At 68.6% G+C, this 26,452-nt stretch carries 21 protein-coding genes and 3 pseudogenes; 8 read left to right on the forward strand and 16 right to left on the reverse strand.

Annotated features, from left to right (window positions below; all coding sequences use genetic code 11):
- Window positions 1-1,102 (forward strand): annotated as a pseudogene (locus AB0J39_RS24500) (hypothetical protein); the annotation flags it as partial.
- Between the two features lie 73 nt (window positions 1,103-1,175).
- On the opposite strand, the gene AB0J39_RS24505 reads toward AB0J39_RS24500, so the two are convergent.
- A complete protein-coding gene (locus tag AB0J39_RS24505; RefSeq protein WP_363468539.1) occupies window positions 1,176-1,619 on the reverse strand; it encodes a GNAT family N-acetyltransferase in 444 nt (147 codons plus the stop codon).
- A 449-nt stretch (window positions 1,620-2,068) separates the two neighbouring features.
- On the opposite strand from AB0J39_RS24505, the gene AB0J39_RS24510 reads away from it, so the two are divergent.
- The gene (locus AB0J39_RS24510; RefSeq protein WP_363468541.1) at window positions 2,069-2,320 is read left to right on the forward strand and encodes a hypothetical protein; all 252 of its coding nucleotides are present in this window, start codon (window positions 2,069-2,071) and stop codon (window positions 2,318-2,320) included.
- A gap of 165 nt (window positions 2,321-2,485) precedes the next feature.
- On the opposite strand, the gene AB0J39_RS24515 is transcribed toward AB0J39_RS24510, so the two are convergent.
- Entirely contained in the window at window positions 2,486-3,370 is an 885-nt protein-coding gene (locus tag AB0J39_RS24515; protein ID WP_363468543.1) for a LysR substrate-binding domain-containing protein, read from the reverse strand.
- A 93-nt stretch (window positions 3,371-3,463) separates the two neighbouring features.
- Here AB0J39_RS24515 and AB0J39_RS24520 point away from each other — a divergent pair, with 93 nt between their 5' ends.
- Together AB0J39_RS24520 and AB0J39_RS24525 are read left to right on the forward strand one after the other, a co-directional pair.
- Window positions 3,464-3,829, forward strand: coding sequence for a nuclear transport factor 2 family protein (locus AB0J39_RS24520; RefSeq protein ID WP_363468545.1), 366 nt, complete (start codon window positions 3,464-3,466; stop codon window positions 3,827-3,829).
- A gap of 107 nt (window positions 3,830-3,936) precedes the next feature.
- Window positions 3,937-4,383 (forward strand): hypothetical protein, encoded by a 447-nt coding sequence (locus tag AB0J39_RS24525; protein WP_363468547.1) that lies wholly within the window; start codon window positions 3,937-3,939, stop codon window positions 4,381-4,383.
- Between the two features lie 119 nt (window positions 4,384-4,502).
- Here AB0J39_RS24525 and AB0J39_RS24530 read toward each other — a convergent pair whose 3' ends face one another.
- Window positions 4,503-5,477 (reverse strand): WYL domain-containing protein, encoded by a 975-nt coding sequence (locus tag AB0J39_RS24530; protein ID WP_363468549.1) that lies wholly within the window; start codon window positions 5,475-5,477, stop codon window positions 4,503-4,505.
- Window positions 5,478-5,598: 121 nt separating this feature from the next.
- Between AB0J39_RS24530 and AB0J39_RS24535 the strand changes: the two genes are divergently transcribed.
- Window positions 5,599-5,994, forward strand: coding sequence for a RidA family protein (locus tag AB0J39_RS24535; protein ID WP_363468575.1), 396 nt, complete (start codon window positions 5,599-5,601; stop codon window positions 5,992-5,994).
- Window positions 5,995-6,469: 475 nt separating this feature from the next.
- Here the strand turns inward: AB0J39_RS24535 and AB0J39_RS24540 are convergent, their stop codons facing one another.
- Window positions 6,470-7,087, reverse strand: a complete 618-nt coding sequence (locus AB0J39_RS24540) for a histidine phosphatase family protein (RefSeq protein ID WP_363468551.1) — start codon at window positions 7,085-7,087, stop codon at window positions 6,470-6,472.
- Window positions 7,088-7,432: 345 nt separating this feature from the next.
- Between AB0J39_RS24540 and AB0J39_RS24545 the strand changes: the two genes are divergently transcribed.
- Window positions 7,433-7,942: a hypothetical protein gene (locus AB0J39_RS24545; RefSeq protein WP_363468553.1), complete on the forward strand. Its 510-nt coding sequence runs from the start codon at window positions 7,433-7,435 to the stop codon at window positions 7,940-7,942.
- 161 nt (window positions 7,943-8,103) lie between these two features.
- Here the strand turns inward: AB0J39_RS24545 and AB0J39_RS24550 are convergent, their stop codons facing one another.
- The 6 genes from AB0J39_RS24550 to AB0J39_RS24575 all read right to left on the reverse strand — a co-directional run bounded on the left by AB0J39_RS24550 (window position 8,104) and on the right by AB0J39_RS24575 (window position 17,819).
- Window positions 8,104-8,379: a hypothetical protein gene (locus AB0J39_RS24550; RefSeq protein WP_363468554.1), complete on the reverse strand. Its 276-nt coding sequence runs from the start codon at window positions 8,377-8,379 to the stop codon at window positions 8,104-8,106.
- Window positions 8,380-8,780: 401 nt separating this feature from the next.
- A complete protein-coding gene (locus AB0J39_RS24555; RefSeq protein WP_363468556.1) occupies window positions 8,781-9,131 on the reverse strand; it encodes a hypothetical protein in 351 nt (116 codons plus the stop codon).
- Window positions 9,132-9,285: 154 nt separating this feature from the next.
- Window positions 9,286-12,249 carry a hypothetical protein gene (locus AB0J39_RS24560; protein WP_363468558.1) on the reverse strand — a complete coding sequence of 988 codons (2,964 nt, stop codon included), beginning with the start codon at window positions 12,247-12,249 and terminating at the stop codon, window positions 9,286-9,288.
- A gap of 155 nt (window positions 12,250-12,404) precedes the next feature.
- On the reverse strand, window positions 12,405-15,335 hold the full coding sequence (locus tag AB0J39_RS24565) for a hypothetical protein (protein ID WP_363468560.1): 2,931 nt from the start codon (window positions 15,333-15,335) through the stop codon (window positions 12,405-12,407).
- 842 nt (window positions 15,336-16,177) lie between these two features.
- Window positions 16,178-17,023 (reverse strand): hypothetical protein, encoded by an 846-nt coding sequence (locus AB0J39_RS24570; protein ID WP_363468561.1) that lies wholly within the window; start codon window positions 17,021-17,023, stop codon window positions 16,178-16,180.
- A gap of 184 nt (window positions 17,024-17,207) precedes the next feature.
- Window positions 17,208-17,819, reverse strand: a complete 612-nt coding sequence (locus AB0J39_RS24575) for an RICIN domain-containing protein (RefSeq protein ID WP_363468563.1) — start codon at window positions 17,817-17,819, stop codon at window positions 17,208-17,210.
- Window positions 17,820-18,174: 355 nt separating this feature from the next.
- On the opposite strand from AB0J39_RS24575, the pseudogene AB0J39_RS24580 reads away from it, so the two are divergent.
- Window positions 18,175-18,430 (forward strand): annotated as a pseudogene (locus tag AB0J39_RS24580) (transposase family protein); the annotation flags it as partial.
- Between the two features lie 261 nt (window positions 18,431-18,691).
- On the opposite strand, the gene AB0J39_RS24585 reads toward AB0J39_RS24580, so the two are convergent.
- The 4 genes and pseudogenes from AB0J39_RS24585 to AB0J39_RS24600 all read right to left on the reverse strand — a co-directional run bounded on the left by AB0J39_RS24585 (window position 18,692) and on the right by AB0J39_RS24600 (window position 24,428).
- Window positions 18,692-19,840, reverse strand: coding sequence for an acyl-CoA dehydrogenase family protein (locus AB0J39_RS24585; protein WP_363468565.1), 1,149 nt, complete (start codon window positions 19,838-19,840; stop codon window positions 18,692-18,694).
- A gap of 172 nt (window positions 19,841-20,012) precedes the next feature.
- A pseudogene (locus AB0J39_RS24590) lies at window positions 20,013-20,894 on the reverse strand (hydroxymethylglutaryl-CoA lyase); the annotation flags it as partial.
- The gene (locus AB0J39_RS24595) at window positions 20,885-22,840 is read right to left on the reverse strand and encodes a biotin carboxylase N-terminal domain-containing protein (RefSeq protein WP_363468576.1); all 1,956 of its coding nucleotides are present in this window, start codon (window positions 22,838-22,840) and stop codon (window positions 20,885-20,887) included. The pseudogene AB0J39_RS24590 and the gene AB0J39_RS24595, both read right to left, overlap by 10 nt.
- Window positions 22,841-22,853: 13 nt before the next feature.
- Complete coding sequence (locus tag AB0J39_RS24600) at window positions 22,854-24,428, reverse strand: carboxyl transferase domain-containing protein (RefSeq protein WP_363468567.1); 1,575 nt, start codon at window positions 24,426-24,428, stop codon at window positions 22,854-22,856.
- A 46-nt stretch (window positions 24,429-24,474) separates the two neighbouring features.
- Between AB0J39_RS24600 and AB0J39_RS24605 the strand changes: the two genes are divergently transcribed.
- Window positions 24,475-25,065 carry a TetR/AcrR family transcriptional regulator gene (locus AB0J39_RS24605; protein ID WP_363468569.1) on the forward strand — a complete coding sequence of 197 codons (591 nt, stop codon included), beginning with the start codon at window positions 24,475-24,477 and terminating at the stop codon, window positions 25,063-25,065.
- Between the two features lie 48 nt (window positions 25,066-25,113).
- On the opposite strand, the gene AB0J39_RS24610 is transcribed toward AB0J39_RS24605, so the two are convergent.
- Together AB0J39_RS24610 and AB0J39_RS24615 are read right to left on the reverse strand one after the other, a co-directional pair.
- Complete coding sequence (locus AB0J39_RS24610; RefSeq protein WP_363468571.1) at window positions 25,114-25,818, reverse strand: response regulator transcription factor; 705 nt, start codon at window positions 25,816-25,818, stop codon at window positions 25,114-25,116.
- Window positions 25,815-26,452, reverse strand: a 638-nt coding sequence (locus tag AB0J39_RS24615; protein ID WP_363468573.1) for an ATP-binding protein, incomplete at its 5' end; no start/stop codon positions are given. The genes AB0J39_RS24610 and AB0J39_RS24615, both read right to left, overlap by 4 nt.

The following is a 26,452-nucleotide window of genomic DNA, read 5'->3' on the forward strand; positions in this document are numbered from 1 at the left end:
GGTGCTGGTGGGCTCCCTGGTCGGCTTCACCTCCTACATCTGGCTGCTCGGCCACGCCCCGATCTCGCTCGTGTCCACCTACGCGTACGTGGACCGGGAACTGCTCTCCCAGGCCCAGCGCACGGCCGAGGAGCGGGTGCTGCTGTGGCTGCGCTCCCCCGACTCCGCGCCGCTCACCGGCCACCTGTTCGGGCTCACCGAGTGGCTGGGCGCCGCGGCCACCCAGGAACAGCTCATCGCGGCGGACCCGTCCCACCCCGTCGAGGTCCCGGCGCTCGGCACGCCGCTGTGGCGGGTGCTGGTCACGCTGATGCCGGACCGCCGCCTCCAGGACGGCTGGCTCGTGGTCGGCGACCTGGTGGGGCTGCGCGACAAGACCCGCCAGCTGCTGGCGAACAAGCCCGCGGACGCCGACGTCGTGGAGCTGCTCGGCCAGCTCGGCATCCGTGCCCATTCCGCCAAGGCGTGGCTGGACTCGATGCCGAAGGCGAGCTCCCCGTCCGAAGCCGGCCCCCTGCCCACCCGGAACGGGTCCGAGCAGGCCGCCAAGCCCACGCCGCTGCCCCGCCGTACGCCCGGCGCGAACGGGCACCACCACGGCCGCGGCGGGATCCCGGTCCCCTCGCAGGCCAACAACGGGCCCGACGCCGCCACCGCGCTCGCCGCGCTCAACGCGCTCACGAACGGCAACCTGAACGGCAACCTCGGCGGCAACCTCGGCGGCAACCTCGGCGGGAATCTGAACGGGAACCTGGCGGGGGGCGTGCCCCGGCCGCATCTGGTGCCGAACCCCCGCCCCACCTCGAGCCCGGCCTCCGACCCGCGGCGCTGGCAGCGGATCGACGTCACCAGCGGCCATCTGCGCGGCGAGCCGGTGGCGGTCCCCGAGGGATACGCCGCGCAGCTCGGCATGCGCCCGGGGACGCTGCTGTCGGTCACCGGCCCGGGGGACAACGCCGTCGTCCTGGTGTGGCGCGACCGGCAGCCGGTGTTCGACTCGCTCCAGCCCGTCCTGATGCGGCTGAACGCCCGGCCCGGCGACTCCGTCTACGTGACCGTGGACGGATACCGCCTGGACGCCCAGCTCACGTCCTCGGTCTGACCGTCCCCGCCCGCGCGTGGCGTACGGCGCGACGCGCGGGGGGCCGGGCAGCCGCGGGTCGCGGGGGAGGAAATCAGATCTTCGGTCTGAGCATCTTGCGGTAGTAGGTGGCCGAGATCTCGTAGCCGAGGGCGCCGTAGAACTCGGCGGCCCGCCGGGTCGCCAGCGCGACGTACCCGGCCTGCCGTGAGCGTGCCCACGTCTCGAACTCCTCGAGCAGCCTGCGCCCGATGCCGTGACGGCGGTAGCTGCTCTCGATCATGGCCTCCTCCACCCACGCGACCCTGCCGTTGGCGAACAGCGTGAGGTGGGTGAAGCCCAGCAGGTAGCCGCGTACGGTCCCGTCGACGGTGGCGACGATGAGGAAGGCGTCCTCGTTCTCCAGGAGTTGCGGCAGCGCGGCGTCGAACGGCGCGCGCTCGGGGCGGAAGGTCAGCGCGAACTCGCGGGCGAGTGCGAAGATCTCGTCCGCGTCGCTCTTCTCGGCCCTCCGGAGCTGGAGATCACCAGACGTCATGAAAGGGACTCTAGGAGTACCCGGGCACATACGTCCAATCAGGGGGTCCTCCGGCGGTTCTCACGCCGGCGCGCTGGTGAAGGCCCGACCGGCCTGCCGTACGACGTGCTGGTGGCGAGCGCCGCTGTGGTCGGTACCAGCGCGCTCGCTCGATCCTGCCGGCGAACGGTGGTCACGCTCGCCGCGGAGGCCCCGCAGCGCGACCAAGGCACTGGCCGGGCTCCGCGATTCCGGTGCCCACCGAAGCCTGAATCACGGCGGGACCATATCTCGGGCGCTTTGTGGCGATAATTCGCGGATTATGTTGTCTGCGACCGATTATGGGCCGCAATAGGTACCTGAATATGCCGGCCCGGATCGAATTCGGAGTAGGAGAACGGATGCCTGCGCCTATATGGTCGGGCCGCACGACATGACGCGTCCGGCAACCCAATCCAAAGGACAGTGACATGAACGTCTACATCTACCCGGCCGGGGCTTTACCGGGAGCGATGCACCTAGCGGTGGGCACGCTTGGCCAGCAGCTCGCCAACTCGTTCGCGGTGACGATCGCGGGCGGAGCAGCTGCACTGGCGGCGGGGCAGAACTATGTCCTGGCCGTCGGCGCCCCGTTGCAGAACAATGATCAGCGCCAGAACGGGTACCCGACCAACGGGCAGTTGATGAACATCGCGGGGAATGTGTACACGTTCATCGTCTGATCAGGCGATCGGCGGGCCGTTGAGGAACGTGCCGGAACGGCCGGCCTGATTTCCTGATATCGGGGCGAGATGGACCACGCGTCGGTAGCGGGGCGGGTCACCCCATGAAGGGACCCCAGGAGTAACTGGGCACATACGTCCAATCAAGGGGTCCTCCGGCGGTTCTCACGCCGGCGCGCTGGTGAAGGCCCGGCGGGCCTGCCGCACGAACTCGCGTACGGCGGGGCCGTGCCCGCCGCGCCACACCAGGGCGAGCAGCGCCGGCGACTCGACGTCCGCGATGGTGAGCGCGAGGAGCCGGTCGCGGTGGGCCGCGGCCATCGATTCGCTGATGACGGCGACGCCGAGCCCGCGGGCCGCGAGATCCGCGACGGCGTCGGCCGCCCCGGCCTGCAGCGCGATCACCGGCTGGACGTCCCGGGCCGCGCAGGCCCGGTCGAACACCGTACGCAGACCGGTGCCGGCGGGCATGCAGACGATCGGGTGCGAGCCGAGCTCGCGCAGGGTGACGGCGCCCCGGGTCGCGAGGGGGTGGTCCGGCGGGACGGCGGCGACGAGCCGCTCGCTGACGACCGTCAACGTCTCCAGGTCCTCCGGGGCGGCGGCGAGCCCGGCGAGGACCAGGTCGAGGGCGCCGGACCGCACCCCGTCGACGAGCCGGTCGGAGGTGTCCTCCAGCAAGGCGATCTCGACCCCCGGATGGGCCCGGTGGAACGCGGCGAGGGCGTCGAACAGCGGCGTGACGGTGCAGCCGACGACCATCCCGACGGTGAGCCGGCCCCGGATGAGGCCGGTCACCTCGCCCACCGCCTGTCCCAGCGCCCCGGCGGCGGCGAGCGCGGCGCGGGCATGATCGAGCGCGGCCTTCCCCGCGACGGTGAGCGTGACGCTCCGTGCGGACCGGTCGAAGAGCTCGGCGCCGAGTTCGCGTTCGAGCTGCCGGATCTGCGCGCTCACGCCGGACTGGCTGATGTGCACCCGCTCGGCCGCGCGGGTGAAGTTACGCTCCTCGGCGACCGCGACGAAATACTCCAGCTGACGCAGTTCCATAACCATCGATTCTAGGTTCCATCAGATCCATCTGTTGGACTTCTCGCCTGCCCCTCGGCAGGCTGGAGACCGTACAAGAGATCGGGAGGAACCATGCCGGAGTACGAGAAGGCCATGCGGCCGGAGGACATCACCCGCCTGTTCGTCGAGCGGTCCAACGCCGGGGACGCCGCGGGCGTGGCGGCGCTGTACGAGGAGGACGCGGTGCTGGCCTACCCGCCGGGCAGCGTGACGGCCGGCCGGGAGGCGATCCGCGCCCTGTGGGAGAAGGTCCTCGTGAACCGTCCCCGTTTCGAGCCCGAGGAGCCCCTCCCGACCCTGGTCAGCGGCGACCTCGCACTGACCTCGACCCCGCCGAAGGACGGCGCGGGCGCCCGGGCCCAGGTCGTACGGCGCCAGCCCGACGGGAGCTGGCTGCGCGTGCTCGACCAGCCCGAGTTCGCACCGCCCGCCCGCTGATCCGGTCAGGGCGAGCCGCCGGGGCACGGTACGGGGCGACACCGCTGTAAGTCGCATGCAAGTATCACGCAAGAAAGTCGCATCCGGGGCGCCGTAAATTTCCGCGCATGAGAAAGATAACTCGCGCCTCCGGTCTGGTATTTGCTGCGGCTGTCGCCGCACTCGTCGCGTCAGCCACTCCGGCCAATGCACTCGTCGAAGGATTCATGAGGGACGAGCCGTCGCCGCCTGTGTGCACCAGCGGCAAAATCGGGAGCAACAGGAGTTACACGCATTGCAGTCACACGCATCTCTTTGTCATGGCCCGGGCAGGAGCGACTTATCTCGAGGCCGCACAGAAGATCAACCCGGACATCTCCAACACCATCAAGGCCTTGGACGATCAGGACGGCTGCGGCGCAGTACTGCTGACCAGCAGTAGCAGATACATGCATTTCCCAACTGACCCGGCAGCATCCGACGAGTACCAGTGGCTCCCGGGCGATCCGGAATATGGAGTCGAGACGACCTTCAGAGTATCGCAGACCTGCATGTGGATCACCGAGGGCAGCTGACGCGGAATCCGGCGGCGAATACCTCTCGCCGACGCCGATGTCGTCTGCCGAATACCCTCCGGTCCGTCGTGGACGGTCCGGCGCCCGCTAAGAGCGCGGCCCGCGGAAGGCGGCGACTGTCAGGCCGACGGTCCGTAGCGGGTGGCGATCGCGGCGGCGCGGTCGTGCAGAGAGTCGCGCAACCACTGCGGCGCCAGCGCTTCCGCGTCCGTGGCGAGCTGCCACAGCGCCCATTCGGCGTGCCTCGGGTCCTGGAAGTCCGCCTCCAGCCGCAGCCGGCCGTCCGAGTCGGTCTCTTCCGCGCGGACGGCCAGCGCGGTGCTCACCAGGTCCTCCCGCCGCGCCGGGTCCACCCGTACCAGCACGGTGACCTGGTCGCCGCCGGTCCGGAACCGCGTGCTGCGTTCCTGCCAGGCCCGGTCCAGATCGACCCGCTCCGGTCGCTGCGCGGGTTCGGCGAGCTCCTCGGCGGCCAGGATGCGCGACAGCCGGTAGGTGCGGTCCGCGCCGGACCTCGTGGCCAGCAGGTAGCCCCGGTCGCGTACGGTGACCAGGCCGATCGGGTCCACCGTGCGCCACTTCGGCGTCTGGTCCACGGCCACGTAGTGGATGCGCAGCTTGTGTCCGGCGAACACCGCGCGCAGGACCTCGGCCGCGATGGCCTCGGGCACCTCCTCGGCGGCCAGCCGACGCGACAGGAGATCGGTCTCCGGGTCGACGAGCAATCGCTCGGCCGCTCCGGCCGCGGTGTCCCGATAGCTTTCGGGCAGCGCGTCGACCACCTTGAGCATCGCCGAGGCGAGCGCCGAGCCGAGACCGAACGCCTGCGCGCCGCGCCGCGACCCGGCGACCAGCAGGGCAAGGGCCTCGTCGTGGTTCAGTCCGGTGAGCTCGGTGCGGAAACCGGGCAACAACGCGAACCCGCCGTGCCGCCCGCGTTCGGCGTAGACCGGGACCCCGGCCGCGGACAGCGCCTCGATGTCGCGCAGCACGGTGCGGGTGGACACCTCCAGCTCGCGGGCGAGCGCGGCCGCGGACAGCCGGCCGTGCTGCCGCAGCAGCAGTACCAGCGAGACCAACCGGTCGGCGCGCACGGCGAAAACTTACCGAAATATACGACACAGGATGTCGTGATTCGCTGGGAGGCTCATCGACGCGGCTACCGAGCCGATCGACGTACGTGTCGTCGAGGAATCGAATGGAGCTGATATGGCGATGGAGCGAACCGCGGTCAATCCGTGGGCGTGGTCGACGGAGCTGGGGTACAACCAGGGCGAGATCGTCTCCGGGCACGCCCGGACCCTGTACTGCGCGGGGCAGACCGCGATGGGCGGCGACGGCAAGCCCCGGCACGCCGGTGACATGGCGGCGCAACTGGCACTGAGCCTCGACAACCTGGAGGCCGTGCTCGGCGAGGCCGGCATGTCCCTCGCCAACCTCGTCCGGCTCAACGTCTACACCACCGACGTCGACCGGCTCTTCGAGCACTACGGCGTGCTGGCGTCGCGGCTGGGCGTCGCAGGGGTGGCCCCCTCCACCACGATGCTCGGGGTGACCCGGCTGGCGATCCCCGACCTGATGGTCGAGCTCGAGGGGACCGCCGTCGCGTGATCGCGTGACGCGACCTCGCCGCCTCCGGCAGGACCGCCGGAGGCGGCACCAACAGGGGTGCTTGCTTTCCGGGCCGAGGATGGCGGCAACCGGCGTGGACGACCTCGGCGGCCCACCCCGGACCGTGCCCTGAAGGGCGACTCGTCAGCAGCGCCCGCCACCGTCCGAGGACGACGTGACACGCACGTGGTATCCGCCCTGTCCGGGATACCGGCAGGTCGTACGACTGCCCGGCGGAGACGAGCGCGTCGTCGCGATCGCACCCGGTCTCGCGTCCGCCGCGCGAGGTCGCGCCCTCCGGGCGGATGTCCAGGGCGGGGAGCGCGGCGAGGGCGGCGGCGAGTCTCTCCTCGCCGACCGAGCAGCCCGACGGGCGGGATCCCGCCAGCGCGACGGCCCCTGCGACGGCCCCCGCGACGGCCAGGGCCGCGACCCCCACACCCCGAGCACGAGCATCCGTCTCATGATCGGGACCCTACGCCTCGGGCCGACGCCGGGTGGCCGGAGGCGGATCGCCCCCCGCAGAGGACGGCCGATTCCCGGATCCGCGCCAGCCGCTGGGCAGCGTGTAGTGCCAGCCCTCCCGCCAGTCGAAGGGCGCGTCCACCAGGTCTTCGAGGCGCGCGCCGGTCAGCAGGCAGTCCAGCGCCCACCTGTTGGCCGAGTGAGCGACGACGAGCACCCGAGCACCGTCCCAGCCGGCGAGCAGATCACGCAGAAAACCCTCCGTGGCTTCGACCACCTGACGATAGCTCTGGCCGCCGGGAAAGGGCACGTCGACGTGCGCTGCCCGCCTGGCGGCGACCGACGAGACCGGGCCGCCGTTGAGCGCGCCATAGTCGCATTCGCGCAGCCGCGCGTCCTCGTGGACGGGGATCCGCGTGCCGGCGAACGCGATCCGGGCCGTCTCCACCGCCCGGTGCAGGTCGGAGACGAACACAGCCGCCAGACCCGTGTTCCCGCGCCGCTCGCCGAGCTCGGCCGCGAGCCGCCGCCCGCGCTCGGAGAGCCTGCCGGGCAGCCACCCGGTGGCGATGCCGTTCTCGTTGTCCTCCGTGATCGAATGCGTCTCGTACACGATCTCGACCGCCATATGGGCCCTCCGTTCCTGGCGGCTCCCACAGCGCTCGACGCTCCGATAGCGGCCGATCTCCGGCCTCGGCGCACCCCTTTCTGCCGAATTCCGGCCGCACTCGCGATAGTACACAGAGGAGCTAAACGCAACCGCCGACAGGAGGCCTCATCTTTCCGGAAATACACATTTCCATAAATGATCACGAACTTCGACTCTACATTGCCGTTACTCCAATCATCCAGAATAGAATCGCAGTGATCAATGTCACATTAAATTCCCCATTGGCCGAGGTATGTTCGAAGGGCGCAAAGGTGGCTCGGATTTCAGAGCGCACTTTCACCGCCCTATTACCGGAGGTAGTACGTGCTTAAATCGCGACGACTTGCCCTGGCTTCCTTCATCGGTGCCGCGACCGCCGCAACAGCGCTGCTCTCGCCCCACACGGCTATGGCCGCCGGCCCCGCTCCGATCCCGACATCGGCCGACATCTCAGCTCTCCGCCCGCAGCAGCTCGAGCTCCTCCAGTCCAACACCCCCCAGACGATTTCAGTGAACCCGCAGACCGGCAAGGTGCTGTCAGTGGTCGAGGGCGGAATCGTCACCCCAGCGATCAGCCAGCACAATATCTGCAGCTCAGGCGACTTCTGCTACAAGTCCGGCCAAACTCCGTACGCAGATCAGGGGTTCTACGGCAGTGCGGGCACGAAGACCGGAAGCTGGCCCTACCGGTCTTACTTCAACACCGGCAACTACACAGGCACAGCCTGCTGGACCTACCAGGGATCGTCTCCCTGCAGTGGTCCGTGGGGCCCCAACAAGTACGTCACCTTCAACGGTGCGCTCGTCACCGGCACCAAAGTCACTCTTTACTGAGCCGATTCGGCAGCGCCTTGCCTCTGACAGCCGAGAAGACCATGACTGAGTAATACGGCCGACTTGCGGCAGGCGGGCGAGGGCGGGAAGGCATAAGCCTTCCCGCCCTCGCTCACATAAAGCGTCCGACTCATGACCGTCAAGTCAAAGGTGATATCTCATCAGGGGTTTTCGCCGTTCTGGGACAGCGATAGCGCATGGCCGGTATACGGGTCCAGATTCACCGTTTTCTCACCGAGGACCGCCGACTTTCCCTCTGACACCCCTAGTATCTGGCCGGTGCTGGGATCCACCGCTATCGTCGCCGGCTTATCCGACTGTAGGAGCTTCTTCTCCTGCGGGTTGAGCGATGCGGTATTCACCGGCGACGGGGTCGGCGACTGGGCGGCGGCACTGACAATGGATGCCGAAGTCAGGGCCGTTGCGACCGCAGCCACGCTGGCCGCCGAAGCCAGGGCAAGACGTCGCGCTCTGGGCACGTACAACCTCCGTAGATAGATAGGGCTCATGGGCGACGGATGCGCCCGCCGTCCTGCCATAGCTTGACCCCAGCAAGTGAGGACTCCTGCTTCAGCGAGACCACGATGTCGATTTGGTGGCGTCGCGCTCTCCGGCACCTTTCACAGGCAGGTCGTCCGCCGCGCTCGCCACCGGACCCGCCGGGGACAACGGCCCCGAGGGCTATGCCGCGCGAGGGTGGCGGGCGGCGATCGCCGGCCCGTCCAGCTTCGGCTCCACGCTACACGTTGACCGGGCGAGCGAGTCGGCGTTCCAGCTAGGCGGTCGTCAGCGGCCGCCAGCCGTGTCGGGGCGTGACCTGCGGCATCGAGCACCACGCTCACTGTCTACCTATCAGCCAGGACGTTCCCTTGCATATCCGTGGCCCGTAGGTATAGGTCTTTCCGGTCTCGCTCGTCGCGATCAGGATCGCGTCCGGCTCCGGATCGGTGCAAGCGCTTTCCGCGAAGCCATAGGGACGTCCTTGCCCTGGAGTAAGGGTCAGGAAAGACCCGCCGGTCGACTTCCAGCCCACCGTCACGGTTTCCTGACTGTAGTTGATGATGTGGAACATCGCCTCGGCGCGAGGTTGACAAGCACTTGAGACCAGAGCACCGACGATCACCAGCCCAATGGTCAGCGCTCGAACTCTGGAGATCGCACCGGCCCCACCCGTATTCCGCATGCTCATCCACCCGTTCCACATTCGCCAGATGTCCGGCTCTCCCCAGCGTACGGGGGAGACGCCGGCATCGGGGGCGGTCCTGTCGTGCTAGCTCGACCTCCGATCCCGCCAGACAGGTCCGGCCGGATCGGAGGATCCGCATTCATAGCGCCGCCTCGACTTACGGAAGCTTGGTGGTGACGAATTGACTCAGCGGAACGTCGACGAAGCGGGGGTACTGGTTGTCGGGGAAGGAATAACCGCGGGTCCAGCAGCTTAGATCCACGGTGCTCGTGCTGACCGTGTAGGAGACGACCACCTTGCTCGTGTCCGAGAGCAGGCCCGGCTGCACCCTCGCTCCGTAGACGCTGGAGTATTGGGGGTTGGTCTTGGTCTCCGGGGGTGTGTACAGGTCCACCTGCTGGGAGCCGAACCCCCACGGGTTCTTGGCGGGCATTGCGACGATCTTTCCGGGAGCCGCAGAGGCAGGCGTGTGCCGCACCAGCCAGAACAAGCCGTTGATCCGGACTACGCTGAAATCTATCTCCGTCTTCGGTTGCAACGGCTTGGATCCGGCGCATGAGGCCGTCCACTGCACTGAGCCGTCGCTGCCCACGCCTGCGTAGTAACGCCACTTGCTCTGGTCGGCAAGGTCGGTATCCGAGTCGTCGACCGTGCGTGCTAGGTAGACTGATTTTTCCGCATCGGCTCCCTTCGCCTCCCAGCCGTAGATATAGGTGTACCCGTCGTGGCTGAGAAGAGAGGAACCCCAGATTACAGGGGCCGGAGGCCGTGGCGAGCATTCCTGCAGCCTTGTCGGAGTGACGTTGAGCGTGCTCTTCGCCTCCAAATCGCCGATCGGAAATCTCACGTAGGCGCCACGGGTGTTCTCGTCCCCTATTCCCTCATAGTAGAACTTGATCACTTCGTCCCCGCCGACGACCTTCGAGTCCCCGGTCCAGAACTGACCACCCTCGCCCACCGGAGTCTTCGCGTACCGAGACCAGAAATCGGTACTCGTGTCCGTCTCCCGGCAGGTGCTTCCTCCCGTGATGGTGCGCAGTGCGGACCCGTTCTGGATGACCACCGAGTTGCGCATGTAGCTGGTCTCGCTGCCGGCCTGCCGCTTGCTCGGGTTGCCGAGAAAGGTGTCCGAGAAGAACCAGGCCCGCTTCCCCGAAGGCAGCTTCACGACCTGGGCGGCATCCCCGCCGCTCCAGTCGGCGCAACCTGCGTTGTTCGCCTGCCCGTCCCACATGGCGTTCAGGGCGTTGTCCTGCTCCCCGTCGGCCTCCTTCACCATGGAGGCGGTCCAGTTCACGGGCTGTTTTATGGGATCGTAATTCGGGATTGTCAGCGACAGCAGCCACAGTTCCGGGCGAACCACGATCAGCGTTGCGAACTCCCCCGCGTTGATCTTCACGCTCAGGTCGCGTGGGCCCTCCCCTTCCTTGGCCTCGACACCGGCCCACCGCAATGGCGTTCTCGACGACAGGTTGTCCCATGCGATGAGGAAGTAGTGCAGGTTGGCCACCGTGGGCCTGTCCTGAGAGGGCGCGTCGACTCGCACGGACACCCTGCCGCTTCCGGCCGAGGCTGGCGTCAACTCGATATAGGAGGCGCCGCCGTGCCAGAGGGCGGTGCTTCCGCTGGCCGAATCACCCCAGCTCATGGTTCTCTCCGCCGACCGCCTGGGCCGCCTGTCGGACGTGTCTTTGAGCTTGGCGTAGTCGCGCCAGAGACTGGACGCATGTATGTGCGAATAGCCGTCCGCGCCGCCGATGAATGCTGACAGGTCAGTGGTTTTTCCGGTCAGCCGGTAGTTGGCTACCGCGAACCCCAACAGCTCGTTTCTCAGGTCGAGGCCGTAGCCGGCCAGAACCTGATCGATTGCCTCGATCGGCTGCACGATGAGCGTGCTGTCTATCGCCTCCCAAGTCTTCCTGACGAAGTCGACCGTACCGGTGCGCTCAGTCAGGTACTGCGCGAATATGAAGGCTCCGTACTGCCTGCTTCCGGCCAGGCCGTCGCTCGAGTTGACCGCGCTTTCCGGATTACCAAGAAACGAGTGCAGGGTTCTGGAATAGTAATCCCACCCTGGCCCCTGAGGGTCGTTTCGCTGATACACCACGTCTACCGCCCATTCTGCGGTCGCTTCCATCCACCAGTTGACCGTGGTGAGGCCTCCGAGCAGGTTGAGGTTCGGAATGAAGTGGTATTGGACCGCGTGGAATAGTTCGTGCCGGATGAGATAGGTGTATGCGCTCTCGTCGCGATAGGGATTGCCTTGTTCATCGACTTTGTCTGCGGGGTCCGTCGGCAGGAAGATGACCGCCCCACCGTTGATTATGTCCCCGAAGGGGAAGGTCAGACCGGGGTTGTTGTTGATGTCGAAACCGACGTACACCTCGGTCTTGCTCCCAGTCAGGCCATATCCCATTGACTGGTACTGCGCCCAGGCCACCCGCATTGACGCCTCGATCTTGTCGATCGCGTCGGGGACGCCGTTCACCGGGGCCACGTCGACATTCGGAATCCCGTCCATCGGGATGTTGTAGTCGGGGTTCACGGAGAACCCCTCGATGTTGTAGTAGATATCGAACTGATGGTTCATCGAGAACGACCGTTTACAGGTGAACCAGCTCAGGAACTGGGTGTAGGGCGTGGCGCAGTCGACCCAGGAGGATGCCGACTGGGTTGAGGCGCGGCTCTCCCCTGGCCGGACAGCGAGGCTCCTTACCCAGGCTTGCGTCTCCGCCGACGTCTGGTCCACCAGCGAAAGCGCGTACGTCAGCGTGAGACTGTCCTCGTGGGTCGTTTTCGCGTCCGACTTGAATTTCTTCGGGAGCCGGCTCGGATCCGCGACTTTGAGGATGGTGTTCCGGACGTACTCGTCGACGCCGATCTCTCCTCGTGACCAGGCCTTGGAGATTATGTCGTCATCGGCGAAGTCGGGTTTGCGGGGTGCCGGCTTTTTGTGTAGTTCGCTCTCCGGCCGCTCTACCGGTCGGTAGGGCCGGGGCGTCTCGTTGCCCAGGATCGGATCCGGTGTGGGCGAGACGGCCGCCGGAGTCGGAGCCGACATCGGCGCTTGGGCGTTCGACGGCGTGGCCGACTGGAGAACCGATGCGAGTACGCCGACCACCGTCAGCGCCGCCAGCCGTATCAGGAGACGGTTTCGATGTGGAGGTAACAATGCTCCGCCTATCGGGGGACACGACGAACAGATGGACTGGGCAGCCTTGTCGCAGCGCGGACTTCAGCCGCGGCCTTCGAGGCTCCGCCTACTGACGTGCGCGTTTACGGACAGGTGGTCGGGAAGAAGGCCACTGCGTCGAAGACCACGCTCTCGTCCCCGACGCCCTCGCCGTTGAGCGTGCTCAGGGAGACCTTCGGCGTGCCGGAGAAGGCGAAGACGCCGAGTGACACCCAGCGGTTGGCCTGCTGCCCCGCATTCGCCTTCACCGGCCGCTGGGAGATGACCCTCGACCTGATGCCCTGGGCGGTGTGCACGTCGTAACGCGCCTGCCTCGTGTAGCCATAATGGTCCGGCAGATGCACGAATACCTGTGCCGGGCCGTTGATCTGCTGGTTCAGCGTCCAGGTGCCGATGACTCTCATCACGGCCCCGTTGTGGCTCGCGTTCCGCGCGTAGCCGAACCACTCGTGGCCGCCGAAGCCGTTGCCGAGCTGCTGGAAATCCGCCTTGGCCGGCACGCGGCCGGCGGAATCGCGGCCGAACTCGAGCGAGAAAGTCCCGGAATTGGTCCAGCCGCTGTTGTCACAGCCCCCGCGGAACGCCGGCACCGTGCTGGGCACGTCATCGACGATCTTCGCGCCGGACGGCAGCCCGGGAGTCCGGCATGGATACCAGTAGTCCTGGGGGTCCTCCCGTTCGGTGCTCTTCCAGATGTCGTCCGAGTAGCGGATCGTGCCTTCGTTCCCGCACTGGGCCGAGCAGTTGCTCTTCCAGACCTTCGGCAGGTGCCACCAGCATTTGAAGTCCGCCCGCAGGCAGGTTCCCGCCGTGCTGGTCGCCGGCGATTCGTAGTTCGTGGTGCCGGGCCGGCAGTTGTTGTCAGCGGTGCAGAAGGCGTTGGCGTCAACGGCGAAGAGGTTCACCTTCTGGATGACGGGGACCACGGCCGAGCGGTAGTCGTTGTGGTTCCACCACGCCGCGTTGTAGCCGGCCTGCTCCACGTTCTTGCCCTGAGCCGGGTCCCAGTAGGTCTTGGTGATGGGCCAGGCCGCCCAGCCGAGCACCTTCTCCTGGTAGGGCCAGTACTGCGGCGTCGCCGCGTCCGCGTACGTGTTCCCGTCGAGGAACGGGTGCCTGCCCGGTTTCCAGTAGGAGTTGGAAGGGTTGTTGGTCCACCCGAGCCCCCAGGCACCGTTGTTCGGCTGGCCGTTGGCATCGGTGCCGTTGGCCTCGTTTTTCGGATGCCAGCCGGAGTTGTAGGCCCAGATCGCGTAATACCAGTTCTCCAGCTTGGCCGCGGTGCCGTCGTTCGCCTTCATGGCGCCACCGGTGTCGATCCAGATCTGGTTCCACTTCTCCGTCAGGGTGCGCAGCCCCGCCGCGATGTTGGTGACATAGTCCAGAGCCACCGCCTTCTGCTTGTTCACCGGCCACGCCGTCTCCCCCGGCCGCTCCGATCCGGCCTTGCGCATGCCGTCGGTCTGCTGCGATATGCCGTACCCGCAGTCCGCTTTGGAGAAGTCGATGGCCCAGTCATTGGAGGGATCGCTGTCGTAGATGTCGACCCCGTAGTAATTCCCCACCAACGGATTGCCGAGTTCCCCTTCGGCGACCCTCCGCTGGGCCTGCCAGAGGTTCGACTCTTGAGCGAGAATGCCGAGCATGATGTTCGTCGGCACCCGCCCTCCTCCCTCAAGGTTGTGGGCGGGGAACTCGGCCTGCGGAGACCAGTTGGTCAGGTCCAGGCTCTTCCAGTTGGTACGCGTCACCGTCAGGCGCTTTTGCACCAGCTGATCGACCGCCCATTCCACCTGGCGCCAGTGCGGCTGATAGACCTGCAGTTTCGGATCGTTACGCGGGACAGCGCAGGTGTACCCGTCGTCGATCGGGCTCTCCGCGGCCATGATGGCTCCGCTCGCGGACGTGCCGGCCGTCTTATCCGCCGCTCCCGCGGGCTTCTTCGCACTGCTTGTGCCGATTGCCGCAAGACGAGGGTTCGGCACGCTTCCCGTACGGATTTCGGGGGCCTGCCTCGCCGCCGGTGAGACCTCGAAGTCCAGCTTCGCCTCTGTCGCCGGGACCTCCGCCGCCACGTCGATCGCTTCGGGCCCCCCGCTGTCCTTTCCGACGCCCGAGATATCGGTGTCCTTCGGATCCGTACGCAGTCCCTCCCTGAGGCCGATTCGAGCAGCGCTCTTCACGACCAGCTTCCCGTCCGAAGAGATCTGCCCGGCGGCAGGGCCGGGCAGGAGGCTCATCTTCCCCGGCAGGCTCCGGACCTCGTCCGCCTCACCCAGAAGGAAGACCCTGCCGTCGCCCCCGGAACGGACCGACAACGCTCCAAGCCGGCCCTTCGCCAACGTCCGCGTCTTGCCCCTCGCGTGATAGCGGACGGTGACGTCACCGCCGGCCTGCTCGGCGAACGCCACGCCCCCCTCCGCGTCCACGTGTACGTCGAACGGTACGGAGGCTGCCGTGGCCAGGCTCTTCATCTTTCCGGCAGTGGACAGCGACACCAGCGCATTACCTTGGGCGGCTACGAAGCCGTCCCCGTACGGCACGGCCGAAGTGATCTGCCCGGGGATCACAACCGAATCGGTGACCTTCCCGCTGCGGGTCTCCACCCGCAGGAGCCGGCTGGTTCGGTGCTCCTCATCCGCGCCCTGGGTGAGCGCGACCGTCCCGTCCGCACTGCAGCCAGGGTTGAAGTAGGCCAAAGTGACCTGATCTTTGAGCTTCGTCACCTCGCCGCTGTCCACGTCGACGCTTGCGGCGAAGGCGCCCCGGGCGAAGAGCCGGGCACGGTTGGTGAAGTGGCGCGGGGCGTAGACGACCATGACGTGCTCGCCGGTTCCAGTCAGGCACGCGTTCCCGATCCATTGGTCGGTGTCCATGCCCGGCTCGCTCAAGGTCGCCAGCGTCCGCCATTCGTATCCATCACGCGCCCGCGCCATGAGCACATGGAACCCCGACCCGTCCCCAGCGGTCGCCACCGCCACATCCGGCGATTCACGCCAGCCTTTGGCCAGCACCGCGTCACGTCGGGAACTGTCCACCGAACCCCCGGGGCCTCGGGCGGCGGAGTCATCCCTGGATCGCATCTGCGAAGTCGTCGCCTGCGGGCCCATTCGATCAGGGCCGGACTCTGCGGTGGCATGAACGACTGGTAACAACGGAACCACCAGTGAGGCGAGGGCCGCGATACGTGCGAGTAAGGCGCCGCGCGTGATCATTGACTCCCCTATCTCAGGCATGTGGCAGCAACGCTCTGTGCTGCGGGTGGACACACCATCCGAACGTCAGGCGTGCAAGATCTCAACTCATGGTCATGTCCCGTTCTCTGCGGGGCCGCAAATCCGACCTATTGAGACCTCGCCCTCGCGACGGGCGTTTGGCACAGAGACCTGGTCGAGCGGCGATGACCGCTTTGAGCGCGTTCGCCGACGGCGACCCCGTTACGGAGATATGAGCATCGCCGGCGTGCCCGCCGCGATCGCGCGACTGCCCTGGTCGCGCCAGGTCGGCGGTCTGAATCAGGCCGCGCTGCGCCATCTGGGGCCGGGCGAGCCCGGGATGGCGGCGAAGCCGCAAGCCCTGGCAGCAGGCACTGCTGGTTCCCTTCGTGCAAGGGATGGAGGTGCGTTTGTCTGTTCAATTACGAGCATCTTTGCCGTCCTCTCGCACCGAAGGCGGCGATCCCATGCCGTCCCGTTCACCGGAAGGTGCACCCTCTTCGCCTGGATTCGATCTCCAGCGGATCGCATCCTGCAGATCAGGTGCACCTTCCTGACATCCATCAGCAGCCTCGAGGCGAGATTCCGGCGAACGGCCGAAGGTCAGGATCCGGTCGGCCAGGTCGTCAGAGGCTGCCCTATCAGGAGCCGTTTGACTTGATCAGAGCCTTTGCGTTGTCGACCCAGGTCTGGAAAACGGGTCCAGCCTCGGCCAGCTTCGACCTGTTCTGCTCAACCAGGGACTGTTCATAAGCAGCTCGCACGGTTTTGTAAACGCCAGCCAGATTGACTTCCGCCTGGCATGTCGCATCGGCGAACGCTGTCTTCCGCTCTTCTTCGCTAGCGGGTTCCGACGCCTCTCGAGAGGCCCATCTCGGGTCGTTGCGCAACAGCACCGGGTCCGGGTACGAAAGATCATGGCGTGCCATGCACGCGGCCCAGGCGGCGAAGGCCTCCCGAACCCTGCTGTCATGCAATGCTGACAGTCGGGAATCCACCGCCAGCGACCGCGGGTCGACCGGGAGGCGGGCTTCGCCTCCGTGAATCCGTGAGCTTGCGTCTTCGACGCAGCCACCCGCGGGGATGGCTTTACCTGCGGCCGTCTGCCTGGCCCCGCCCTCGAAGGCATTGCGCTCCTCCTTCGTGGGCTCATGCCGCGGGCGACCATCCTCACGAAGGGCGCTTACGCTCGCTCCTCCGGCTGCCGGCCGCGGGTATCCGGACTTGGCCACGAGATCCGGATCGAGGTATTCCACGTAGTCGTACTCGGTGTAGTCAGCGGGGTCCCAGGTGCGGATGGTGTCTGCCGTCCACTTGGTGAAACCGAGCCTGTGCATACATGCGGCAGCCGCGATGTCGCGGGCTTTGTCAATGCGCTTGACGTCGTCCATGGCTGTCATGTAACGGTCGAGCGGCATCGGCACCGGTCTGGCGTCGCTAATGTGCGGAATGGCGCCAACCGACGGTTCGGCAGTCGGGGTGGCCACGGGCGGGCCGCTGGTTGGCGGCAGTTCGGATAGGGCCGACGACTGGGACGTGACCGGTTGAGGCTCCGCCCCGGTCACTGTAGCCGCTGAAGCGCCGCACCCTGAGACCGTTCCGACGAGCGCAAGCACCGAAAGCACGAGCACGCGGGGGTTGTATGGCATTACAAGTCACCTTCCCGAAGACCTAGACGCCGTTCCGCTTCCACCAGCACCTCGCTTGGGGGTAGCCCATATCGTATTCGCAGTGGTCGGAGTAATCGAGCGATGCGCTATCCCCGTTCGACGATGAAGTCAGATGGTCCCAATAGACGTTGCCGTTACAGCCCGCCTTGTTGATCCACTGGTCGAAGTAGCGGCCGTAGGAGTTGGACCAGGCGCTCGCGATCCTCCAGTGCTGCCACGACTGCCCCGTCCAGTAATACTGGTAGACGCTGCAGTCGGCCTCACCGGAGCCTGGCGGGTCGTACCGGTCCAGAGACTTCCCGCTGTTGTAGTTGACCAACCTGTAGTATCCATCTGATTGTTTGTAGTCGGTCCACCACTGATTTAATGAGCTGGCGTTGTATGGCCAGGTGATCACCCGGGCACCGTCGCTCGTGCTGGACTGCCAGATTTCGAGGTAACCGCCGGTCCAGACGTTTTGCCACCGGTACGTACCGTCAGCATTCGCCTGGCCTGGCATTAAGAGCGTGCCGCCGAAGCCGGCGACTACCATGCCGATCACGCCGACAATGCGGGTCAGTTTGGAACGGCTCTTCTTGAGTGTAGGCGAGGGTGAGGATCCTGTGGTTTGCACGGAAATCTCCTTCGCAGAGCGAGACGCGAATCGTCCATTTGATACGGATAAGCCTAATTTGCACTTACAGATGGAGAGTGTCCTGCGTGAAGTGCGTGAGTCAACCCCCTGAACTAAGGCGGGAAGCGCATCCTCCGACCATGTGTGCCTCGTCGCATCGACAGCGGGCCTGATCACAGTGAGCCTTTTTCATCCCGCGTCGCTACGCTTCGACCGCTTCCCGGGATCCACCGGAACCAGCATGCAAGCGAACGGATATGAGTGTCTTGTCTTTTTCTGCACACTTGATGTCGTTTCGTGCACTGTGTCGGTGAGCTGGGGCGGGGCGGGGGCGGTCAACGGCACCACCGAAGTCATGAGCGGACGTCTGACGAACCGCACCCTTGCCCGTCTGTCCGAACTCGTCCGCGTCCGCCGCGCCGAACGCCGCAGCCGGTGGCGGCGCCTGAAGCCCGGGCAGCAGGCGTTGCCGGCACTGGCTCACCTGCGCAACGGGGGGCGCCTATGCTCGCCTGGCTGCGGGCTTCGCGATCGGCACCGCCACCGCCTGGCGGTACGTGCGCGAGTCGGTCGACCTTCTCGCCGCCCTGGCCGACGACGTCCACGCCGCTGCGGAGCCCAGGCCTGCCGGCCCATGACACCGGAGGTGGCCGAGAGCCCGGCCCGGTGCCGCACCAGCTCATGGGAGGCGACCCAGGAGATGTCGCGGAGCACGAACGAGAAGCTCACGCGCTCTACCTGGGATTGAACTCGTGGCGTCGCAGACCTCATCACGTTGGAGTGAAGATCAGCCCGGACTCGGCGAGGCGTGAATCGTGGTCGGCTTACAACGGGTGAGTTGCCGAGCTCGGATCGGCGAAGGCGGGGCGGGCTCAGGCGGGCAGGCCGAGTTCGCGGGCGATGAGCATGCGCTGCACCTCGCTGGTGCCCTCGCCGATCTCCAGGATCTTCGCGTCCCGATAGAAGCGGCCGACGGGGAACTCGTTCATGAAGCCGTACCCGCCGAAGATCTGGGTGGCGTCACGGGAGTTGTCCATGGCGGCGTTGGACGACACCAGCTTGGCGATCGCGGCCTCCTTCTTGAACGGCAGGCCCGCCAGCATGCGCTCGGCGGCGTGATAGTAGGCCAGCCGGGCCGTGTGCGCCCTGGCCTCCATGTCGGCGATCTTGAACTGGATTGCCTGGTAGCGGCCGATCTCCCGGCCGAAGGCCCGGCGCTCGCCCACATAGCGCAGCGACTCGTCCACGCACCCCTGGGCGAGGCCGACCGACAGAGCGGCGATGGCCACCCTGCCCTCGTCGAGCGTACGGAGGAACTGCGCGTAGCCCCGGCCGCGCTCGCCCAGCAGGTTCTCCTCCGGCACCCGGCAGTCGGTGAACGACAGCTCCCGGGTGTCGGAGGCCGACCAGCCGACCTTGGAGTACTTCTTCGACACCGTGAAGCCGGGCGTGCCCGACGGCACCAGGATCGTGGAGATCTCCTGCTTGCCGTCCTCGCGGCGGCCGGTGATCGCCGCCACCCCGACCACGCCGGTGATGTCGGTGCCCGAATTGGTGATGAACGCCTTCGAGCCGTTGATCACCCACTCGCCGCCGTCGAGGACGGCCGTGGTGCGCATCCCGCCCGGCACGTCGGACCCGCCGCCGGGCTCGGTCAGGCCGAACGCCCCGAGGATCTCCCCCGCCGCCATCTTCGGCAGCCACCGCTGCTTCTGCGCGTCGGTGCCGAACCGGAGGATGGGCATCTCGCCCAGCGAGACCGCCGCCTCCAGCGTGATCGCCACCGAGGAGTCGACCCTGGCCAGCTCCTCCAGTGCCAGGCACAGCGCGAAGTAGTCGCCGCCCATGCCGCCGTACTCCTCCGGGATCGGCAGGCCGAACAGACCCATCGCGCCCATCTTCCGGACGATGTCGTACGGGAACTCGCAGCGCTCGTAGTAGTCCCCGATGACCGGGGCCACCACCTCGCGGGCGAACTCCTCGACCGACTTGCGCAGTTCGACGTGCTCGTCGTTGAGCATCTCAAATCTCCTCCGGTCGCTTCCCTTGGATCTTTCGCCTACTGCGGTCGCCCACGCGGCGCCTCGCTTCGTTGTCGTCGTCGCCCATAGCTCCGCTATGGGCTCCTCCTCCGCCTTGCGATGCATCCGCCTGGTCGATCCTCACTACGGCGAGATCCGCGGGAATCTCCCTGGCGAGAGCCTGGACGACGCGGGAGGGACTCGGCCGGCCCAGGATTCCGGCGAGCCAGAGGCTGGTGGTGGCCAGCGACCTGACGTCCACCCCGGTCTCGACGCCGAGGCCGTCGAGCATCCAGACGAGGTCCTCGGTCGCGAGGTTGCCGGTGGCACTCTTCGCGTACGGGCAACCGCCGATGCCGCCGGCGGAGGAGTCCACGACCGTGATCCCCCGCCTGATCGCGGTGAGCGTGTTGGCGAGGGCCTGGCCGTAGGTGTCGTGGAAGTGGACGGCGAGCCGGTCCGGCCCGACCCCCGCCTCGGCGAAGGCGTCGAGCAGCGCCTCGACGTGCCGTGGCGTGCCGACGCCGATGGTGTCGCCCAGCGACAGCTCGTAACAGCCGAGGTCGAGCAGCCTGCGGCCGACGCGGGCGACCTGCGCGGGCGCGACCGGCCCCTCCCACGGGTCGGCGAAGCACATCGACACGTACGCCCTGACCCGCATGCCGTGCGCCAGCGCCCGCTCGACGACGGGGGCGAACATATCGAACTGCGACTCGACGGTCCGGTTCAGGTTGCGCTGGGCGAACGACTCGGTGGCGCTGCCGAAGATCGCGATATCGGCCACCCCCTGCTTCAGCGCCCGGTCGAGGCCGCGCTCGTTGGGGACGAGCACCGGATAGCGGACCCCGGGCACCCGGGGCAGGCTCTCCAGCAGCTCGCCCGCGTCCGCGAGCTGGGGCACCCACTTGGGGTGGACGAAGCTCGTCGCCTCGATGGTCGTCAGCCCGGCCTCGGCCAGCCGTCCGATGAACTCGCGCTTGACCTCGACCGGCACGACGGCCGACTCGTTCTGCAGGCCGTCGCGCGGGCCCACCTCGTAGATCGTCACTCGCACGGCGTCACCCGCGCCAGGACCGCGTCCAGCTCCACCGTCTGGCCCGGCCGGGCCCTCAGCTCGGCGAGCACGCCGTCGGCCGGCGCCGTCAGGGTGTGTTCCATCTTCATCGCCTCCACGACGACCAGCGGCTGTCCCGCGCTGACCCGGTCGCCCTCGGCCGCCTTGACCAGCAGCACCGTTCCCGGCATCGGACTGCGTACGACCCCGTCGCCGGCGAGCGCTCCGCCCTGCCGGTCCTGCGGGTCGCCCGGTTCGTGCCGGGTGACGGGCCAGGCGCGGCCCCCCTCCGCGAGCCACACCGTGTCGCGGTTCCGGGCGACCGCGTACCTGCGGGTGACACCGCCGAGGGTGACCGCCGCCTCCTCGGAGCCGGTCCGCTCGAGCCGCGCCCGGCCGAGTGAACGCTCGTTAACTTCGATCTCCGCGTCTCCGGCGGCGCCCCGCACCCGCACCCGCACGGGCATGGGCACGCCGAGCCGGTGCACGGTCCAGGCGGGCTCCCCCACCCGCCAGCCGTCCGCCACGTCCCACGGGTCGCCCGAGGCGGAGCGGTCGAAGCCGGAGTGGAAGACGAGCGCGGCCGCCGCCAGCACCTCGTCCGGCACCTGGCCGCCGACGACGTCCGCGAGCCGCCGCTCGACCAGCCCCGTGTCGAGCCGCCCGGCCGCGACCTCCGGGTCGGCCAGCAGCGCGCGCAGGAACCCGATGTTCGTGGTGACCCCGAGGATCACGGTCGAGGCCAGCGCCCGATCGAGGGCCGCGAGCGCGCCCGCCCGGTCGGAGGCCCAGGCCACCGCCTTGGCCAGCATGGGGTCGTAGTCGCTGCCCACCGTCATCCCGCCGGTGAGCCCGGAATCGAACCGCACGCCCTCGCCCGCGGGCTCCCGCAGGGCCAGGATCCGGCCGCCCGTCGGCAGGAAGTCGCGGGCGGGGTCCTCGGCGTACACGCGGGCCTCGACGGCGTGACCGCGCAGGCGCACCTCGTCCTGTCCGAACGGCAGCGGCTCCCCCGCGGCGATCCGCAGCTGCAGCTCGACCAGGTCGAGGCCGATGACCATCTCGGTGACCGGGTGCTCGACCTGCAGCCGGGTGTTCATCTCCATGAAGAAGAACTCGCCGGGACGGGAGCCGGGGACGATGAACTCGACCGTGCCGGCGCCGACGTAGCCGACCGACCGGGCGGCCTCCACCGCCGCCGCGCCCATGCGGGCCCGCGTCTCCTCGTCGAGCAGCGGCGAGGGCGCCTCCTCGACGATCTTCTGGTGGCGCCGCTGCAGGCTGCACTCGCGCTCGCCCAGGTGGACGACGTTCCCGTGGCCGTCGGCCATGACCTGGATCTCGATGTGCCGGGGCCGGTCCACGAACCGCTCGATCAGCAGGGTGCCGTCCCCGAAGGCCGCCGTGGCCGTACGGCGGGCCGACTCGACGGCCGAGGCCAGGGCGTCGGCGGACTCGACCCGCAGCATGCCCTTGCCGCCCCCGCCCGCCGACGGCTTGATCAGCACGGGGAAGCCGATGCGCGCGGCGACCTCGGCCAGGTCGTCGTGCGGTTCCGCGCCGCCGGGCACGACCGGCACGCCCGCGCGGGCGACCGTCTCCTTGGCCCGGATCTTGTCGCCCATGGCCTCGATGGCCCCGGCCGGCGGGCCGACGAACACCAGGCCTTCGACCGCGCAGCGGCGGGCGAACCCGGCGTTCTCGGCGAGGAAGCCGTATCCCGGGTGGACGGCCTCGGCGCCGCTCGCCCGGGCGGCCTCGACGATCCCGTCGATGTCGAGGTAGCCGCGCGGGAGCCGGACGGCGAGGTCGGCCTCGCGCACGTGACGGGCGTCGCGGTCGGCGTCGCTGTGCACCGCGATCGCGCGGATCCCCAGCGCGCGGAGCGTGCGGATGATCCGGACGGCGATCTCACCCCGGTTCGCGATCAGGACACTGGTGAACATCACGAGGTCGACCTCACATCCGGAAGACGCCGTAGCCGACGGGTTCGAGGGGGGCGTTCGCGGCGGCGCCGAGCGCCAGGCCGAGGACGGTCCTGGTGTCCACCGGGTCGATCACCCCGTCGTCCCACAGGCGCGCCGTCGAGTAGTAGGGATTGCCCTGGTGCTCGTACTGCGCCCGGATCTCGTCGGCGTCGGCGTCGCCGACCATGGTGAGCACGGTGGCGGCCTGCTCGCCGCCCATGACCGAGATGCGGGCGTTCGGCCACATCCACAGGAACCGGGGCGAGTAGGCGCGGCCGGCCATCGCGTAGTTGCCCGCGCCGAACGAGCCGCCGATGACCACTGTGAACTTCGGCACCCGGGCGCAGGCCACCGCCGTCACCATCTTCGCGCCGTGCTTGGCGATGCCCCCGGCCTCGTACGCCTTGCCGACCATGAAGCCGCTGATGTTCTGCAGGAACACCAGCGGGATCGAGCGCCGGTCGCACAGCTCGACGAAGTGGGCGCCCTTGAGCGCCGACTCCCCGAACAGGATGCCGTTGTTGGCCACGATCCCCACGGGGTGGCCGTGGATCCGGGCGAACCCGGTGACCAGGGTCGGGCCGTACTCGGCCTTGAACTCCAAGAACCGGCTGCCGTCGACCACCCGGGCGATCACCTCCCGCACGTCGTACGGCTGGCGCGTGTCCTGGGGGACGATGCCGTACAGGTCGCGCGGGTCCCACAGCGGCGGCTCGGACGGCGCCACCTCCCACGGCCGGGGCGGCCGGGGGCCGAGCGACGCGACGATGTCCCGCACGATCTTCAGGGCGTGCGGGTCGTCCTCGGCGAGGTGGTCGGTGACGCCGCTGACGCGGGCGTGGACCTCGCCGCCGCCCAGCTCCTCGGCGGTGACGGTCTCACCGGTCGCGGCCTTCACCAGCGGCGGCCCGCCCAGGAAGATCGTGCCCTGGCCGCGCACGATCACGGCCTCGTCGCTCATCGCCGGGACGTACGCCCCGCCCGCGGTGCAGGAGCCGAGCACGGCCGCGATCTGCGGGATGCCCCGGGCCGACATGGTGGCCTGGTTGTAGAAGATGCGGCCGAAGTGCTCGCGGTCGGGGAAGACCTCGTCCTGCTTCGGCAGGAAGGCGCCGCCGGAGTCGACCAGGTACACGCACGGCAGGTTGTTGTGGAGGGCGACCTCCTGGGCGCGCAGGTGCTTCTTGACCGTCATCGGGTAGTACGTGCCGCCCTTGACGGTGGCGTCGTTGGCCACGACCACGACCTCGCGCCCGGCGACCCGTCCCACGCCGGTGATGATCCCCGCGGCGGGGGCCTGGTCGTCGTACATGCCGGTGGCCGCGAGCGGGGACAGCTCCAGGAATCGCCCGCCGGGATCGAGGAGCGTGTCGACGCGGTCCCTGGGCAGCAGTTTGCCGCGCTGAACGTGCCTGGCCCGGGCCCGCTCGGGGCCGCCGCGCGCCGCCGCCGCGAGCCGTTCCCGCAGGTCCGCCGCCAGGCGCTCGTTCGCCTCCGCGTTGCGCTTGTACGGCTCGCCGCCCGGGTCGCACCGGCTCTCCAGCGCCGGCCAGTCACTCGTGCTCATGTCACGATGTTAGTCATCGTTAACAGACTCCGTCTACCATGGTGCCGTGAAGACCGGGAGGACCGTGAAGACCCCTACCCGCAACCGGCGGGCCGAGATCCTCGACGCCGCCGCGGGCCTCTTCGCGACACGCGGCTTCCACGGCGTGTCCATCGAGGACATCGGCGCGGCCGTGGGCGTGTCGGGACCGGCGTTGTACCGGCACTTCAGCGGCAAGGAGGCCCTGCTCGCCGAGATGCTGCTGGACATCAGCGAACGGCTGCGCGAGCAGGGGGCACGGCTGGCCACCACCGCCGACCCGGACACCGCCGAGGCCGCGCTCGACGCGCTGCTGTCCGGGCACATCGAGTTCGCGCTGAATCACCCCGCGCTGATCCGCGTGCACGAGCGCGAGCTGGACAACGTGCCGGAGCAGGCCCGGCGGGCCATCCGGCGGCTGCAGCGCCTGTACGCCGAGGAGTGGGTGACCGTGCTGTCCGAGCTGCACCCCGCCTGCCCGCCCGCGCGGCTGCGCGCCGCCACGCACGCGGTCTTCGGCCTGCTCAACTCCACCCCGCGCAGCGCCGGGGAGCTCGCCCCCGAGGCCATGGCCGACCTCCTGCGCACCATGGCCCGCGCCGCGCTGTCCCGGCTTTAGCGCCGAGCCGCCGGCCCGCCGTGTGGCCGCCCGGGCAGGCGGGGGTCGTCACCCGCCAGGGTGAGCGGTCCCGCTCCGGTCCAGTCCGCCCGGACGGACCAGCCCGCTCTCGTACCCGGCGACGACGAGCTGGGCACGGTCGCGGGCGCCGAGCTTGGTCAGCAGCCGGCTCACGTACGTCCGGGCGGTCGCGGGGCTGATGAACAGCGCGGCGCCGATCTCCGCGTTCGACAGCCCGGTGGCCACCTGGGCGAGGACCTCGCGTTCCCGCTCGGTCAGTCCCGCGATCCGTCCCGGGTCGACAGTCGTGAAGGCGAGGGCCGCCGCGCTCATGACCCGCCCGGTCACCGCGGGCGACAGCAGCGCGTCCCCGGCCGCGACCGTCCGCACGGCGGCGCGCAGGTCGTCGGGCGGTGTGTCTTTCAGGAGGAACCCCACGGCGCCCGCCCGAATCGCCTCGAAGAGGTACTCGTCGTCATCGAACGTCGTGAGCACGACCACCCGCACGGTGCGCAGCCGATCGTCGGCGGCGATCCGCCGGGTGGCCTCGATGCCGTCGACGCCCGGCATGCGTACGTCCATCAGGACCACGTCGGGGCGCTCGCGCCGCGCCATCCCCACGGCCGACTCGCCGTCGGCCGCCTCACCGGCGACCTCGATGTCCGGCGCCCGCTCCAGCAGCGCCCGCAGGCCGCCCCGCACGAGGTGCTGATCGTCGGCGATCACCACCCGGATCGCCCCGGCGGCGCTCACTGCGCCGCCGGAGCCGGCAGCCGGGCGGTCCCGGGGGGGGCGGCCCGGCCCGGGACCGCCAGCGGGAGCACGGCCCGGACCTGGAACCCGCCGTCCTCGCCCTCGCCCGCCCACAGGCTCCCGTCGAGCAGTTCCGCGCGTTCCGCCATGCCGCGAAGCCCCTCGCCTCCGCCGCCGGGGGCGCCGCCCCGTCCGTCGTCGCTCACCGTGATCTCCAGCTCCCTCCCGTAGCGGACCACGACCTCGACGGTGGTCGCGGCGGCGTGGCGCAACACGTTGGTCAGCGACTCCTGGACGATGCGGTAGGCCGTCACGTCGATGACGTGCGGCACCGGCACCGCCGTGCCCAGGATCCGCAGCGTCGCCGTCAGCCCGCCGGCCCGCACCCTGGCGACCAACCGGTCCAGCTCCGCGAGCCCGCCGACCGGCGCCCGCCCGCCGGCCTCGCCGGTGGGCCGGCGCAGCAGCCCCAGCGTGACGCGCAGCTCCCTCATGGCCTCGCCGCTGGCCTGCCGGATCGCCTCGACGGCCGAGGCCGCCGCGGACGGGTCGCCGGGGAGGGCCTCGGGCGGCACGGCCGCCTGGAGCGAGCTGACCGGGGTGGGGTGGCCGGGGGCGTCGGGGAGCGCGCGGG

Origin of the sequence: Microbispora sp. NPDC049633 (assembly GCF_040675265.1) — a bacterium.
Classification (GTDB): Bacteria; Actinomycetota; Actinomycetes; order Streptosporangiales; family Streptosporangiaceae; genus Microbispora; species Microbispora maris.